The 13,621-nt window shown below is 64.6% G+C and carries 10 protein-coding genes and 1 pseudogene; 2 read left to right on the top strand and 9 right to left on the bottom strand.

Annotation, left to right across the window (positions count from 1 at the left end; translation table 11 throughout):
• Positions 1-59 precede the first annotated feature (59 nt).
• Complete coding sequence (locus HU729_RS02775; protein ID WP_186708261.1) at positions 60-797, top strand: transporter substrate-binding domain-containing protein; 738 nt, start codon at positions 60-62, stop codon at positions 795-797.
• Between the two features lie 21 nt (positions 798-818).
• Here the strand turns inward: HU729_RS02775 and yccS are convergent, their stop codons facing one another.
• The 9 genes from yccS to HU729_RS02730 all read right to left on the bottom strand — a co-directional run bounded on the left by yccS (position 819) and on the right by HU729_RS02730 (position 12,962).
• Complete coding sequence (yccS, locus tag HU729_RS02770; RefSeq protein ID WP_186665857.1) at positions 819-3,002, bottom strand: YccS family putative transporter; 2,184 nt, start codon at positions 3,000-3,002, stop codon at positions 819-821.
• Positions 3,003-3,195: 193 nt separating this feature from the next.
• Positions 3,196-4,377, bottom strand: coding sequence for an NAD(P)/FAD-dependent oxidoreductase (locus tag HU729_RS02765; RefSeq protein WP_186708259.1), 1,182 nt, complete (start codon positions 4,375-4,377; stop codon positions 3,196-3,198).
• 137 nt (positions 4,378-4,514) lie between these two features.
• Positions 4,515-5,852, bottom strand: a complete 1,338-nt coding sequence (dbpA, locus tag HU729_RS02760; protein WP_238348289.1) for an ATP-dependent RNA helicase DbpA — start codon at positions 5,850-5,852, stop codon at positions 4,515-4,517.
• A 112-nt stretch (positions 5,853-5,964) separates the two neighbouring features.
• Complete coding sequence (gene mdtD, locus HU729_RS02755; RefSeq protein WP_186665860.1) at positions 5,965-7,392, bottom strand: multidrug transporter subunit MdtD; 1,428 nt, start codon at positions 7,390-7,392, stop codon at positions 5,965-5,967.
• 70 nt (positions 7,393-7,462) lie between these two features.
• Entirely contained in the window at positions 7,463-8,794 is a 1,332-nt protein-coding gene (locus HU729_RS02750; protein ID WP_186708255.1) for a TldD/PmbA family protein, read from the bottom strand.
• Positions 8,794-10,236: a TldD/PmbA family protein gene (locus tag HU729_RS02745; RefSeq protein ID WP_186665863.1), complete on the bottom strand. Its 1,443-nt coding sequence runs from the start codon at positions 10,234-10,236 to the stop codon at positions 8,794-8,796. Before HU729_RS02745 ends, HU729_RS02750 begins: the two co-directional genes overlap by 1 nt.
• Positions 10,237-10,266: 30 nt before the next feature.
• Complete coding sequence (locus tag HU729_RS02740) at positions 10,267-12,069, bottom strand: acyl-CoA dehydrogenase (protein ID WP_186708253.1); 1,803 nt, start codon at positions 12,067-12,069, stop codon at positions 10,267-10,269.
• 116 nt (positions 12,070-12,185) lie between these two features.
• Complete coding sequence (locus tag HU729_RS02735) at positions 12,186-12,788, bottom strand: hypothetical protein (protein ID WP_186708251.1); 603 nt, start codon at positions 12,786-12,788, stop codon at positions 12,186-12,188.
• Entirely contained in the window at positions 12,789-12,962 is a 174-nt protein-coding gene (locus tag HU729_RS02730) for a hypothetical protein (RefSeq protein WP_186708249.1), read from the bottom strand. It lies immediately after the preceding gene.
• Positions 12,963-13,348: 386 nt separating this feature from the next.
• Here HU729_RS02730 and HU729_RS25710 point away from each other — a divergent pair.
• A pseudogene (locus HU729_RS25710) lies at positions 13,349-13,579 on the top strand (hypothetical protein); the annotation flags it as partial.
• Between the last annotated feature and the right edge of the window lie 42 nt (positions 13,580-13,621).

Genomic DNA, 13,621 nt, shown 5'->3' with positions numbered 1-13,621 from the left:
CGCCTTTGTGTACTCTCGCGTAATCAGTGTGGGGCCCTCAACTGCGAAAGGAACTGAGCATGCGGCCACTGCTTTGCGTTCTGGGATTGACCGCAATGATGTTCACGGCGCTCGCGGCGGCGCAGCCACCGCTGCGCCTGGTGGCTGACAAATGGCCGCCGTTCTCCGACAGCGCCATGCCGGGCGGAGGCCTGGCCACCAGCATCGTCACCACGGCACTCACCCGCGCCGGTTACGCCAGCGAGTTCGAGGAAGTGCCCTGGGCGAGGGCGCTGCTGGGGATTGGCGAAGGGCGCTACGACGTGCTCATCAATGCGTGGTACAACGAATCGCGTACTCGCCTGGGCCAGTTCTCCGGGGCCTATCTGACCAACCGTATCCGCCTGCTCAAGCGTCAGCGCGAGGCACTTGGCTTCAAGCGATTGGCCGATCTGTATCCCTACAGCATCGCCGTGGTGCGTGACTACGCCTACTCACCGGCGTTCGATGGCGACAGCCGGCTGAACAAGGTGGCGGTGCGCAGCTTCCCGTCGGCGATCCGCATGCTGGCGGCAGGGCGCGTGGACCTGGCGGTGGAGGACGAGTACGTGGCGCGCTACAACCTGCAGCGTGAGCCGCAAGAGGTGCGCGAGGCAGTGGATTTTGTCGAGCGGCCGCTGGGGGAGAACAGCCTGCATATCCTCGTCAGCCTTCAGCACCCTGAGCATCGGCAGATCGTCGAGCGTTTCGAGCGAGCGATTGCAGCGATGAAGGCCGATGGCAGCTATGCGCGGTTGTTGAAGCAGTATGGCTTGTGACCTGGGGTGTCGGCGCCGGCCTCAAGCCGGCTCCCCTTCCTTGATCAGATGCGCTGCCAATGTACGCAACGGCCCCAGTTGCCGGCAGATCAACGCCAACTGGGTCTGTACCAGTCGCTGATGCTCATCCAGCTCCTCGGGCATCTGCTCCAGCTGGTTGGCCAGCGCTTCTTCTTCATCGCTGTGAATGGCCACCGGCAGCCGCGCCGCCAGGCCATTGGCGATCTCGTCGAGACTGCGTGCCAGGCTGCTGCCGACCCCATCGATCAACTGTTCGTGCACCTCGGCAGGCAGTGCCGTATCCCGGTGTGCGCCGAGCCCTGACAGATAGCTGAGCAGGGTGTGCGACAACACCAGGAAGCGGAAGCCCACATCGGCCTCCTTGCGGAAGTGCCCCGGCTCCATGAGCATGTTCGACAGCGTGGTCGATAACGCCGCGTCGGCATTGTGGGCGTTGCGCCGGGCCAGGCGGTAGGCGAGGTCGTCGCGCTTGCCGTTGGCGTACTGCTGCATGATCTGGCGCAGGTACAGGCTGGCGCAGCTCAGGGTGTTGGCCAGCACCTTGTTCAGGCGCCGCCCCTGCCAGTCGGGCAGGAACAGGAACACCGCGAGGATCGCGATCAGGGCGCCCACCAGGGTGTCGAACAGGCGCGGCAGGAACAGCCCGTAGCCATCGCCGATCTGGTTGAAGCAGAACAGCACCATCAGCGTGATCGCCGCCGTGGCCAGGGTGTAGCGGGTGGTGCGGTTGACGAAGAACACCACGCCAGCGACCACCGCGAACAGCGACTGGACGATCGGGTTTGGGAACAGGTCGAACAGCGCCCAGCCAACCGTCAGGCCGATGGCGGTGCCGAAGATCCGCTGCACCAGCTTGCGTCGCGTCGCGCCATAGTTGGGCTGGCAGACGAACAGGGTGGTGAGGATGATCCAGTAGCCTTGCGTGGGGTGGATCAGGTGCACCATGCCATAGCCGATCGACAGCGCCAGCGGTAGGCGCAGGGCGTGGCGGAACAGCAGCGAGGTGGGCGTGAGCTGGGTGCGCAGGCGTTTCCACACCTCCTTGAAGGTGCGCGGCGAGCGGTCGAGCAGGCTGCTGTCGCTGGCGTCGGCAAGGCTGTCGGGGTTGCTGGCCGCGCCAAGCAAGCGGTCCAGCGTGGCCAGGTTGACTGCCAGCGCCCGCAGCGAGCGCAGCAGGCTGCGCCAGGCCGGGTTGTTCTGAGTGCGTAGATGCTCCAGCGAGGCGTTCAGGTCTTCCAGCGCCTCGGGGTAGCCGCTGGCGAGCACGAATGGCTGGCGCAGGCGGATCGAACGGGCCAGCTCCTGGCAGGACGAGCCCTGTTTGCGCAGCAGGCGCTGGCAGCGGAACATCACATCGCTGTGGAAGAACGCCTCGCTCAGGGCGTTGTAGGGGTAGTGCGAGGCGCTGACGCGCTCGTGGATGTCCTGGGCCAGGAAGTACAGCTTCAGGTAACGACTGACCTTGGAGTTGGGCTGGCTGTTGCCGACCCGGTGCAGGATGATTTCCTTGGCGGCATTGAGCGCGGCCACCACCTTGCCGTTCTGCTTGGCCAGCTCCAGGCGCGTGGCCTCGACATCGAGGGTGCGCACCGGCTCGAACAGGCTGGCCTTGAGCTTGAGGTAGCTGCCCAGCTCGTAGAACAGCTTGGCCAGGCTCTGCTGCACCGGCTGGTTGGAGAACAGCGCCTGCCAGAGCACCGAGAGCGCCCCGTACCACGCGGCTCCAGCCACCAGCAGCAGCGGCTCGTGCCAGAAATCAGTGACCACGCCGCCGCGCTGGTCAACGCCGATCATGGTGTACACCGACAGGATCAGCGTCGCCGAGGCGATGGCGCCATAGCGTTCGCCCAGTGCTCCGAGCATGGTCAGGCCGAAGGCTGCCAGGGCCAGGGAGCCGGCGAAGATCCAAGGGTAGGGGAACAGTAGCTCGACCGACAGCGCGGCGATGGCGAAACATACGAGGGTGACGGCCAGCGCACTGAGACGGCCCTGCCAGCCGTCGTCGGTCTCGGCCAGGGCGCTGGCGATGATGCCGAGGAACAACGGGATGAGCAGGCTCATCTCGTTCTGGTACCAGCACCAGGCCATGGTGCCGGTCAGGGCGATGGTCACCCGGATGGCGTAGCTGAACTTGTCTTGGCCCCACAAGCGACGCAATGAATGGCGGAACGAGCTCGATGACATAGTGGCCTGCTGGACAGAGTTCGAATGAGGACCTTGGGACCGACGCGGCTGCGCTGCCTTTCGCGGGCAAGCCCGCTCCTACAGGGCCAGCGCAATCCTGTGGGAGCGGGCTTGCCCGCGAAGGGCAGCGCACTCGGTCAAACCTTCCCGGCACAGACCAGCAAGAAGCGTTCCGTGCTGAAAGGATTCTACTCTAAACGAACTGCGCCGCTGCGTTGGCAGAAGCCCACGCCCACTGGAAATTGAACCCGCCCAGGTGCCCGCTGACGTCCAGCACCTCGCCGATGAAGAACAATCCCGGGCTCTTGAGCGACTCCATGGTCTTGGACGACACCTCGCGGGTGTCGACGCCGCCCAGGGTCACTTCCGCGGTGCGGTAGCCCTCGGTGCCTGCCGGTACCAGTTGCCAGGCCGCGAGCTGCCCGGCGATCTGGGTCAATTCTGCCGGGGTGTACTGCTTCAAGGGTTTCGAAACGAACCACTGCTCGGCCAGCAGGGTCGCCAGCTTGCGGGTGAACACCTCGCCCAGCACGGTCTTCAGCTCGCTGTTGGGGCGTTCGGCCTGCACGCCTTGCAGCCACTGCAGCGCGTCGCGGTCGGGCAACAGATTGATCTCCAGGGTGTCGCCCGCTTCCCAGTACGAGGAAATCTGCAGGATCGCCGGGCCGCTCAGGCCGCGATGGGTGAACAGCAGGTTTTCGCGGAAGCTTGTGCCGTTGCAGCTGGCGATGCAGTCCAGCGAGGTGCCGGAGAGCTCGGTGCACAATGCCTTGAGCTGGGGCTCGGTGATGGTGAACGGCACCAGCGCAGCGCGGGTCGGCAGCAGGGCGTGGCCGAACTGGCGGGCGACCTGGTAGCCGAAGCCGGTTGCGCCCAGGGTTGGGATCGACAGACCGCCGGTGGCGATCACCAGCGACTGGCAGGCAAATACACCGGCACTGGTCTGCAGGCGATAACCGCTGTCGGTCTTCTCGATCTGCTCGATGCTGGTGTTCATCCGCAGCTCGGCACCGGCGTCGTCGCATTCGGCCAGGAGCATGTCGAGGATGTCGCTGGACTTGTTGTCGCAGAACAGCTGGCCGAGCTTCTTCTCGTGGTACGGCACGCCGTGTTTGGCCACCAGCTCGATGAAGTCCCACTGGGTGTAGCGGGCCAGCGCCGACTTGCAGAAGTGCGGATTCTGCGAGAGGAAATTGGCGGGCTCGGTGTACATGTTGGTGAAGTTGCAGCGCCCGCCGCCGGACATGAGGATTTTCTTGCCCGGTTTGTTGGCATGGTCGAGCAGCAGCACACGGCGGCCACGGCGCGCGCTGAGTTGAGCACACATCAGGCCGGCGGCGCCGGCGCCGAGGATGATCACGTCGGTGGAGTGCACGGTGTTACCTCATGGATTTCCGGGGCCGCTTCGCAGCACCTCAGCGCTCACAGAGAATGCACTCGGCCTGAGGCCTGTGGAGATCCTGTGGGAGCTGGCTTGCCTGCGATGGGCTGCAAAAGCAGCCCCAGAATAGGTCAGACGATACGGACTTTCAGGGCCCGGCCCTTGATCTTGCCGCTGTTCAAGCGCTGCATCGCGTGCTTGGCCACAGCCCGCTCCACCGCCACGAAAGCGACGAAATCGAAGATGGCGATCTTGCCCACCTGCTTGCCCGGCAGCCCGGCATCGCCGGTCAGGGCGCCAAGGATATCGCCCGGACGCAGCTTGTCCTTGCGCCCGGCGGCGATGCACAGGGTGGTCATGGTCGGCAGCAGTGGCTCACCGCCCTTGTTCTTCAGGCTGTCCAACTGCTCCCAGCGCAGCGGGCGCTTCTGCAGGTCTTCGATGGCTTGCGCGCGGTGGCCTTCGGCCGGGGCCACCAGGCTGATCGCCACGCCTTTCTCGCCGGCACGGCCGGTACGCCCGACGCGGTGCACATGGATCTCGGCATCACGCGCCAGTTCCACGTTGATCACCAGGTCCAGGCCGTCGATGTCCAGGCCTCGGGCGGCGACATCGGTGGCCACCAGTACCGAGCTGCTGCGGTTGGCGAACATCGTCAGCACCTGGTCGCGGTCACGCTGTTCCAGATCACCGTGCAGGGCCTGGGCGACGATGCCCTTGGCGGTCAGGTGGGCGACCAGGTCCTCGCACTGCTGCTTGGTGAAGCAGAACGCCACGCAAGACTGCGGGCGGTAGTGGCCCAGTACGCGGGTAACCGCCTCCAGACGCTGCTGTGGATCGATCTCGATGAAACGCTGCTCGATCTGGCTGTCGCTGTGCTGGCTCTCGACCGTGACCTGCTGCGGCTTGCGCATGAAGTCGGCGGCCAGTTGCTCGATGCCGGCCGGGTAGGTGGCCGAGAACAGCAGGGTCTGGCGGCGCGACGGGGTCTTGCCGATGATGGCGGCGATGGCGTCGAAGAAGCCCATGTCGAGCATGCGGTCGGCTTCGTCGAGTACCAGGGTGTTGAGCCCTTTCAGGTCCAGGGTGCCCTTGTCCAGGTGCTGCTGGATACGGCCCGGGGTGCCGACGATGATATGCGCACCGTGCTCCAGCGAGGCGATCTGCGGGCCCAGCGAGACGCCACCGCAGAGGGTGAGGATCTTGATGTTGTCTTCGGCGCGGGCCAGGCGGCGCAGCTCCTTGGCGACCTGGTCGGCCAGTTCGCGCGTCGGGCACAGCACCAGCGCCTGGCAGCCGAAGAAGCGCGGGTTGATCGGATTGAGCAGGCCGATGCCGAAGGCGGCGGTCTTGCCGCTGCCGGTCTTGGCCTGGGCGATCAAGTCCTGGCCCTTGAGGATGACCGGCAGGCTCTGGGCCTGGATCGGGGTCATCGAGGCATAGCCCAGGGCGTCCAGGTTGGCCAGCATGGCGGCGGACAGCGGCAGGGAGGCGAAAGCGGTGGATTCGGTGGTCACGAGGCGGGCCTGCGGTGCGAAGCGAAAAATGCCGCACAGTCTACCAGCCTCATGGCCATTCGCCCTACGTTTCCACGTGCTCTTCCGGACGACGGGCACGCCTTCCGTCCGTCGGCGACAGTTGCAGGAAGATCGCCGCGGCCAGCATCGCCATCAGGCCGATGGTCAGGAAGGTCAACTGGAACGCGCCCAGCGTGGTTTCCACACCCTCGGCGCTGCCGGAGGCGGTAAAGCCGCCGAGCAGCGCACCGGCGCAGGCTACGCCCAGGCTCAGCGACAGTTGCGCGACCACCGACAGCAGGCTGTTGCCGCTGCTGGCGCTGGCGTCGTCGAGGTCGATCAGCGTCACTGTGTTCATTGCAGTGAACTGCAGCGAGTTCACTGCCCCCAGCAAGCCCAGTTGCACCAGCAGCAGCCAATAGGGTGTCTGTTCGTCGACCAGCCCCAGGCTGGCCAGCAGTACACCCAGCAACAGCGTGTTGCCGGTGAGGATGATGCGGTAGCCGAGGCGCTCGATCAGCGGCCGTGCCACCGACTTGGCGATCATCGCCGCGGCGGCCAGCGGGATCATGCTCATGCCGGCCTGGGCCGGCGAGTAGCCTAGCGCCACCTGCAGCAGCAGCGGCACCAGGAAGGGCAGGGCGCCGCTGCCCAGGCGGGCGAACAGGTTGCCGAGGATGCCGATGGCAAAGGTGCGCACGCGGAACAGGCTGGGCGAGAACAGCGGCTCCGGGTCACGCCCGGCGCGCAGCCAGTAGGCGGCAAGGCAGGCCATGCCAGCAAACAGCAGCAACATCACCCGCAGGTGCGGCAGGTGCAACTCGCCCAGGCCCTCCATGGCGATGGTGATCAGCACCATCGCGGCACCGAACAGGATGAACCCGGGCCCGTCGAAGGTGGTGCGTTCGCTGCCGCGCAGGTCGGGGATGAACTTCCATACTGCGTAGCAGCCCAGCGCGCCGACCGGCAGGTTGAGCAGGAAGATCCAGTGCCAACTGAGGATTTCCACCAGCCAGCCGCCGACGGTCGGACCCAGCAGCGGACCGAGCAGGCCGGGGATGGTGATGAAGCTCATGATCCGCACCAGCTCCGAGCGCGGATAGGCGCGTAGCACCACCAATCGCCCGACCGGCAGCATCAGGGCACCGCCCAGGCCCTGGATGACGCGGGCGATGATCAGGAAGCCCAGGCTGTTGGCCGCCGCGCACAGCAGCGAACCCAGGCTGAACAACAGGATGGCGCCGAAGAAAATGTGCTTGGTGCCGAAGCGGTCGGCGATCCAGCCCGAGGCCGGGATCAGCAGCGCCACGGTGAGCATGTAGGCGATGATCACACCCTGCATGCGCAGCGGGTCTTCTGCCAGCGAGCGGGCCATGGCTGGCAGTGCGGTGTTGAGGATGGTGCCGTCGAGCGACTGCATGAAGAAGGCGATGGCCACCACCCAGGGGATCCAGCGGGCGGTGGTGGGGTCGAGCGGGGCGCGTTCGGGCATGGCCTCAATCCTGAAAAGTGCGCAGTTCCCTGCGGGCGCGGCGAACCGCCGCTCCCACAGGGGCGTGACGTTACAGTGTCAGCGTCAATCCTCTGACCAACGCCCCGGGCAGATGACTCGATCCGGTTTGCCGCTGCCCATAGGTACTGGTCGACAGGATCAGCTCGCGGTCACGGGTCAGCTCTTCCAACTGCTTACCCAGCAGGTTATAGAGGCTGTCGTCGAAGCGCATGGTGCTGACCGGGCCCTGGATCTGGCCGTTTTCCACCCAGAAGGTGGCGAAGCGCGTCAGGCCGGTCATCCGCGCTGCCGGCAGGTCTGAATAGTTCAGGTACCAGAGGTTGCTGATGTACAGCCCGGTATCCAGGCGCGCCAGGATATCCGCCGACGCCAGCTCGCCCGGTGCCAGGCTCAGGGCGCACGGTGTCTCGTAGCTGTCGGCGCCGTTGCCCGGCAGGTCGAACTCTACTGCGCTGCGGGGGCTGACCAGGCGTGCGTGGCCCCGGCCTTCGACGATCAGCGCTACGTCCTTGCGGGGCGAGCCCTCGCTGGAGAACGCCGGGCTCAGCGAACCGCTGACCTGCTCCGAGAAGCTGACCCGCGGATCGAGCTTGTCATCACCGGTGTACAGACGCTGCAGTGGGCTGTTGCCGGTGGCCAGGGCCTGGGCCGAGAAACCGCCCCAGGCCAGCATGCCGGCGATCTCGTCCATGGCCGCGGGTGCCAGGTAGGCGCGGTAGCTGCCAGGCTTTAGGGTGATCGTCGGGCGCCCCAGGTACTCAAGCTGTTCGCGGGCCAGTTGCAGGCGTGCACTGAAGGCCTCGCCGCTCCAGACCTGGCCTGCATAGTTGGCCTTCACGGCCTGGCCATTGGTGTGGAACAGGCTCCAGTCGAAATTGAAGCTGTTGGCCTGGTGCCAGCCGAAGGCGCCGAACGAGCTGGCAAAGCCCCGGCAGATCGGGCCGGCGGCGTAGATGCCGACCAGGTCGAGGTCGCCTGCCTGCTGCTCGACCAGCGTCAGTACTTCGCTGAAGTCGGGCAGTGTTGGATCTTGCACGCTGTGGCTGTGCCAGGCGCTTTCGTCGAGTTTCAGGTAGGGGTCGAGCGGCAGCAGCGGCAAGGTCTGGCGCAATTGCTTCAGGGCATCCTGCAGGCGCTGGCGATCCAGTTGCGCATCGTCACCGAGGGTGAACTGCTGTTCGGCCTGGCGTCCTTCACGTATCAGGCGCAACTGCGCGCTAGCTTGGGCCACCTCGCCCGCCTGGCGCACCTTGGCATGGTTGAAACGCACGAAGCGCGACTGTTCGGCGTTGTAGCCGAGGGTGAATTGCTCGCCGGGGTGCAGCGCCTCGCGCAGGGCACTGACCAATGCCTCGAAGCGTTCTTGATAGGGAGTACTCATCAGGCGTCTCCTCCGAATACGTCGATCTGGCGGAACACGCAGGCCGGCGAGGCATGGCCGACCCGGATGACCTGGTTGGGTTCGCCCTTGCCGCAGTTGGGGGTGCCAAGCACCTGGAAGGTGCTGCTATCGCCCACGGCCGACAGGTTGCGCCAGAACTGCGCGGAGATGCCGCGATAGTTGGGGTTCTTGACCACGCCCTTGAGCTCGCCGTGTTCGATCAGTTGGCCCCATTCGCAGCCGAACTGGAACTTGTTGCGCGCATCGTCGATGGACCAGGAGCGGTTGGTGCGCATCAGGATGCCGTGCTCGATCCCCTTGATGAGTTGTTCGAGCGACTGGTCGCCCGGCTCGATGTTGAGGTTGGCCATGCGGTCGATCGGAGCGCGGTTCCAGCCGCAGGCGCGGCTGTTGGCCACGCCGTCGAGCCCCGAGCGGAACTGCGACAGGGCGCCGCCCAGCGGGCGCAGCAGCTTGCCCTCGCGGATCAGGAACTGCTTGCTGGCCGCGGTGCCGTCGTCGTCGAAGCTGTAGCTGGCCAGCTCCTCGTCGATGGTAGGATCGAAGGTCACGTTCAGCAGGGGCGAGCCGTATTGCAACTGCCCGAAATCGCTGGGCTTGACGAAGCTGGTGCCCGCGTAATTGCGCTCGTCGCCGAGAATACGGTCCATCTCCAGCGGATGTCCGATGGACTCATGGATCTGCAGCATCATCTGGTCGGGCATCAGCAGCAGATCGCGCGCACCGCTCGGGGTGTTGGGCGCCAGCAGCAGTTGCAGGGCTTCGTCGGCGATACGCCGGGCGGCGCCGACCAGGCCGCAGCGCTGGACGACTTCGAAGCCACCCTGCTGGCCAAAGTTCTCCCGGCCCAGGCTGCGGCTCTGGCTGTCGCGGCCATCGCTGGCGGTGACGCCAAGGCCCGGAAAGATGAAGCGCTGCGCGTTGCGCAGCTCGGCGCCGGCCGAGTTCAGGTAAGTCTGCTCGACCAGGGTCATGCCCAGGCTCGCCTGCCAGTCCACCAGACGTTCGTCCTTGGGCACGCTGGCCGATTCGGTGGCGAGCAGCTCGAGGCAATCCGCAAGGTTTGGCAGCGATTGGTCGAAGTTGGGCGAGATATGGTCGTGGCGCGTGCTCGGCACCGGTTGGTCGCGCAGGTCGAGCAGGTGGTGGCCGGTGATCTGCCGGGCCAGGGCCTCGGCGTGTTCCAGGGCGCGTTGCAGGCCGCTCTGCGACAGGTCGGCGGTGGCGGCGTAGGCCTCGACGCCGTTCAGGCGCACGGTGAGCATGGCACCTTCGTCCTGGCTGAAGAATGGCGGTTCGGCGACGTTGCGCCGCACCGACAGCGATTGATGTGATTGCTTCACGTGGCGAAGCGAGAACAGTTCGGCCTTGCTGCGCAGCGCTGCGAAGCGCTGGCGCAGCAGGGCGCTGGAATCGAACATGCGGGAACCTCCTGTTCGCGGTGGCTCCCCCTAGAACCACCCCTCTTGCATGCCCAGGCAGGTGTCGTCGCGTGCCTCGAGCAGTGCGAGCTCAGTATGGCAGCCTGGCACTTCCCAAGTCAGGAAATAACGTGCGGCCTGCAACTTGCCGTAGTAAAAATCGCGGTCGACCTCGACGCCTTTCATCAGCCCGAGCTCAGCATGGATGGCCTGCTCCAGCCAGCGCCAGCCGATCACGCAATGGCCGAACACCTTGAGGTACAGGGCCGAGTTGGCCAGGGCTCCGGCAACCTTGCCCTGGGCCAGGTCGCCGAGCAGTGCCAGGGTCACGGCTTGCAGGCGGTTGACCAGTTGCTCCAGCGGCTGGCGCAGTGCGTCCAGGTTGGGGTGATGGCTGGCGCGCTCGGCAGTGGTGGCGATCAGGCGAATCAGTTGTTTGAGCCCCGCGCCGCCGTTCTGCGCCAGTTTGCGCCCGAGCAGGTCGAGCGACTGGATGCCTTCGGTGCCTTCGTGGATCGGGTTCAGGCGGTTGTCGCGGTAGTACTGCTCTACCGGGTATTCGCGGGTGTAGCCGTGGCCACCGAGGATCTGGATCGCCAGTTCGTTGGCCTTGAGGCAGAACGTCGAAGGCCAGGACTTGACGATCGGGGTGAGCAGGTCGAGCAGTTCCTGGGCCTGGGCGCGTGCCGCCTCGTCGGGTGCGCTGTGGGTGTCGTCGAACAGCCGTGCGGCGTACAGACCCAGGTCGAAGGCGCCTTCCACGTAGGCTTTCTGCGCCAGCAGCATGCGTTTTACATCGGCGTGCTCGATGATCGGCACTGCTGGGCTGTTGGGGTCCTTGTTGTCCACCTGGCGGCCTTGCGGGCGCTGGCGTGCATAGTCCAGCGAGTACAGGTAGCCGGCGTAGCCGAGCATCACCGCACCCATGCCGACGCCGATGCGCGCTTCGTTCATCATCTGGAACATGCACGCCAGGCCCTGGTGCGCCTGGCCCACCAGGTAGCCGACGCAGTGGCCGTTGTCGCCGAAGTTCAACGCCGTGGAGGTGGTGCCACGCCAGCCCATCTTGTGGAACAGACCGGCCAGCAGCACGTCGTTGCGGGCGCCGAGGCTGCCGTCGTCGTTGACCCGGTACTTGGGCACGATGAACAGCGAAATGCCCTTCACCCCAGGCGGTGCATCCGGCAGCTTGGCCAGGACCATGTGCACGATGTTTTCCGACAACGCGTGGTCGCCGCCGGAGATGAATATCTTGTTGCCCTTGAGCCGATAGCTGCCATCGCCAGCGGGCTCTGCACGGGTGCGGATATCGGCCAGCGACGAGCCGGCGTGGGGCTCGGTCAGGGCCATGGTGCCGAAGTAGCGGCCTTCGATCATCGGCTGCAGGAACAGGCGCTTCTGCTCCTCGCTGCCAAAGCTCTCGATCAGGTTGGCTGCGCCCATGGTCAGGAAGGGATAGGCCGTGGTGCCAGCGTTGGCGGCCTGGAAATGGGCGAAGCACGCTTGCGAGACCAGGCTCGGCAACTGCATGCCGCCGACGTCGAAGTCGCGGTTGGCGTTGAGGAAGCCCGCCTCGAGGAAGGCCTCTACCGCAGGCTTGACCTCGGGAATCAACTCGGCGCGGCCGTCGACATAACGCGGCTCGTGCTCGTCGCCCTTGCGGTTGTGCGGGGCGAAGTACTTCTCGGCAATCGCGCGAGCAGTACCGAGCGCGGCGTCGAAGGTCTCGCGGTTGTGCTCGGCGAAACGCGGGCGCTGGGTGAGGGCTTCGGCGTCGAGGACTTCGTAGAGTTCGAAGGCGAGATTGCGGGGGTTGAGGAGGTGCTCGGGCATGGTGGCGGTCCTAGGCAGGCGTGGGGCGAGTCTAGGATTGGCTCGCGGTGCTTACCACCATGATTGATCCAGCTGATGACAGGGCACAATGTGAGGCAACCCTGAGCGTGGGGTGATCAGGGCTGGAATAGCGTGCCGTCAGGGTTCAGCGGCCGGAAGTAGCCTTTGATGCAGGTAATTTCTCGCACACAAAGCTGAATGTGAGTTTCCTGCCGAAAGCTCGTGCCCGGATAGAGGCAGGTCCCTTCAAGGAAGGGTGAGCGAACCGAATGATAGGGCTCTAGGCCCACGACTTCGCGGGCGGAGTGAAGAGACTGGAAAACAAGGCAGTCTAGAAAACGCTTGAGATTATCGGTGTCGCCGGTGAAGCCTGGTTTGTTTTCAGGTAGCGCATCGCTGCTTGACGCTAGAAGTTGGTAAGCCGCTCCAAGTTCTTGCAACGCCCCTTGCTCTGTCAGGTTGAGACAGAGGCCTAGATTGATCACCGCTCCAACAACATACGGGTCTTTGATAGAGCCTTGGCCGCGCTTGTGCTGCTTGATGCGTTGGGCGTAGCTGAGTGCCCGTTCCGGGCTGTTTTCCCAAAAGTAGGCACCAGCGCCAAGCCAGTCGTAGTCGTTTACGCTTGGCGATACCTTATCGCCAGCCAGGATGGCCTCACCGACTTGACGGTCACAACCGTGGAACCCGAGAACGAACGAAGGGAGCTGTTGATACATTCAGCGAAAAATAGCCTTGAGCTCATCTTTGGCGGTGAACATTCCCGTTTTAGCGCGGAAGGCCTTTGCTTCGGAGGGATTGTTGGCCAGTATTTGAGCCAGCTGGCTGATGCGCTGGGCGGCCTCAAGATGAGGGTTATCAGTTTTTGGCTTGTTGGCGACCTTGGCTGTCATGTCGACCTCCAAGGGTCGTTTAGGCGGATAGGATGTCTGCCACTCTATAGCTGAACCGTGCATTTGTCAGCCTGCGAGCGCTCAAATCAGAGGTTTCTTAGGAATGTCCTTACTTCTTGTAGTTCATTTCCCAAGCATACTTCCACGTCCTTTTGAGCCATTGCAGTGGTCTGGGTTGGCTTCAAGTCTTCGGCGGTCATTGCGAATCAACGACCGGCTGTGACAGCCCGACTAGAAAAATCACATGGCTTGCTTCTTATGGCGGCTGTGCATAGGGCACTTCGTGTGCGCCGGGTTTTGGTTTTTCTACCGGTCTGTCAACCCATGCATAGCTGTCACCCTTTTGTTTGACAGCAGTGGGTGGTTGCCTCTGAGGAGAAAAACCAATGCTGAAGATCGTTCCCGACCCGCCCCGCAATCGTCACTCCCTCGAAGATACCCTCATCCAGGCCACGGAGTACGCCCTCTGTGCGCTGAACGTCGCTCAGCAAGCCGTTCGTCTCCAGCCCAGGTCGCATGGCTCGATCCTGATGACGGCATCGATGCATGAGCTCGAATCGCTACATGTGCTGCTCGAATCGGCCTTGATTCAAGTGCAGATGTCGGCACCGCCACAAGCGCGAACCGCCGCCCCGCAGGTAACTGCGCCGCCTGAAGGA

This window comes from Pseudomonas sp. RW10S2 (assembly GCF_014268985.1).
Lineage (GTDB): Bacteria > Pseudomonadota > Gammaproteobacteria > Pseudomonadales > Pseudomonadaceae > Aquipseudomonas > Aquipseudomonas wayambapalatensis.
The sequence above is the reverse complement of the archived record's forward strand: the minus strand, read 5'-3'. Positions and strand labels throughout refer to the sequence as shown.

Excerpts from the sequence above, each read along its gene's own strand:
- HU729_RS02775 (WP_186708261.1), top strand. The coding sequence starts at position 60 with ATGCGGCCACTGCTTTGCGTTCTGGGATTGACCGCAATGATGTTCACG.
- yccS (WP_186665857.1), bottom strand. The coding sequence starts at position 3,002 with ATGTCATCGAGCTCGTTCCGCCATTCATTGCGTCGCTTGTGGGGCCAA.
- dbpA (WP_238348289.1), bottom strand. The coding sequence starts at position 5,852 with ATGCTGGCCAACCTGGACGCCCTGGGCTATGCCTCGATGACCCCGATC.
- mdtD (WP_186665860.1), bottom strand. The coding sequence starts at position 7,392 with ATGCCCGAACGCGCCCCGCTCGACCCCACCACCGCCCGCTGGATCCCC.
- HU729_RS02750 (WP_186708255.1), bottom strand. The coding sequence starts at position 8,794 with ATGAGTACTCCCTATCAAGAACGCTTCGAGGCATTGGTCAGTGCCCTG.
- HU729_RS02745 (WP_186665863.1), bottom strand. The coding sequence starts at position 10,236 with ATGTTCGATTCCAGCGCCCTGCTGCGCCAGCGCTTCGCAGCGCTGCGC.
- HU729_RS02740 (WP_186708253.1), bottom strand. The coding sequence starts at position 12,069 with ATGCCCGAGCACCTCCTCAACCCCCGCAATCTCGCCTTCGAACTCTAC.
- HU729_RS02735 (WP_186708251.1), bottom strand. The coding sequence starts at position 12,788 with ATGTATCAACAGCTCCCTTCGTTCGTTCTCGGGTTCCACGGTTGTGAC.
- HU729_RS02730 (WP_186708249.1), bottom strand. The coding sequence starts at position 12,962 with ATGACAGCCAAGGTCGCCAACAAGCCAAAAACTGATAACCCTCATCTT.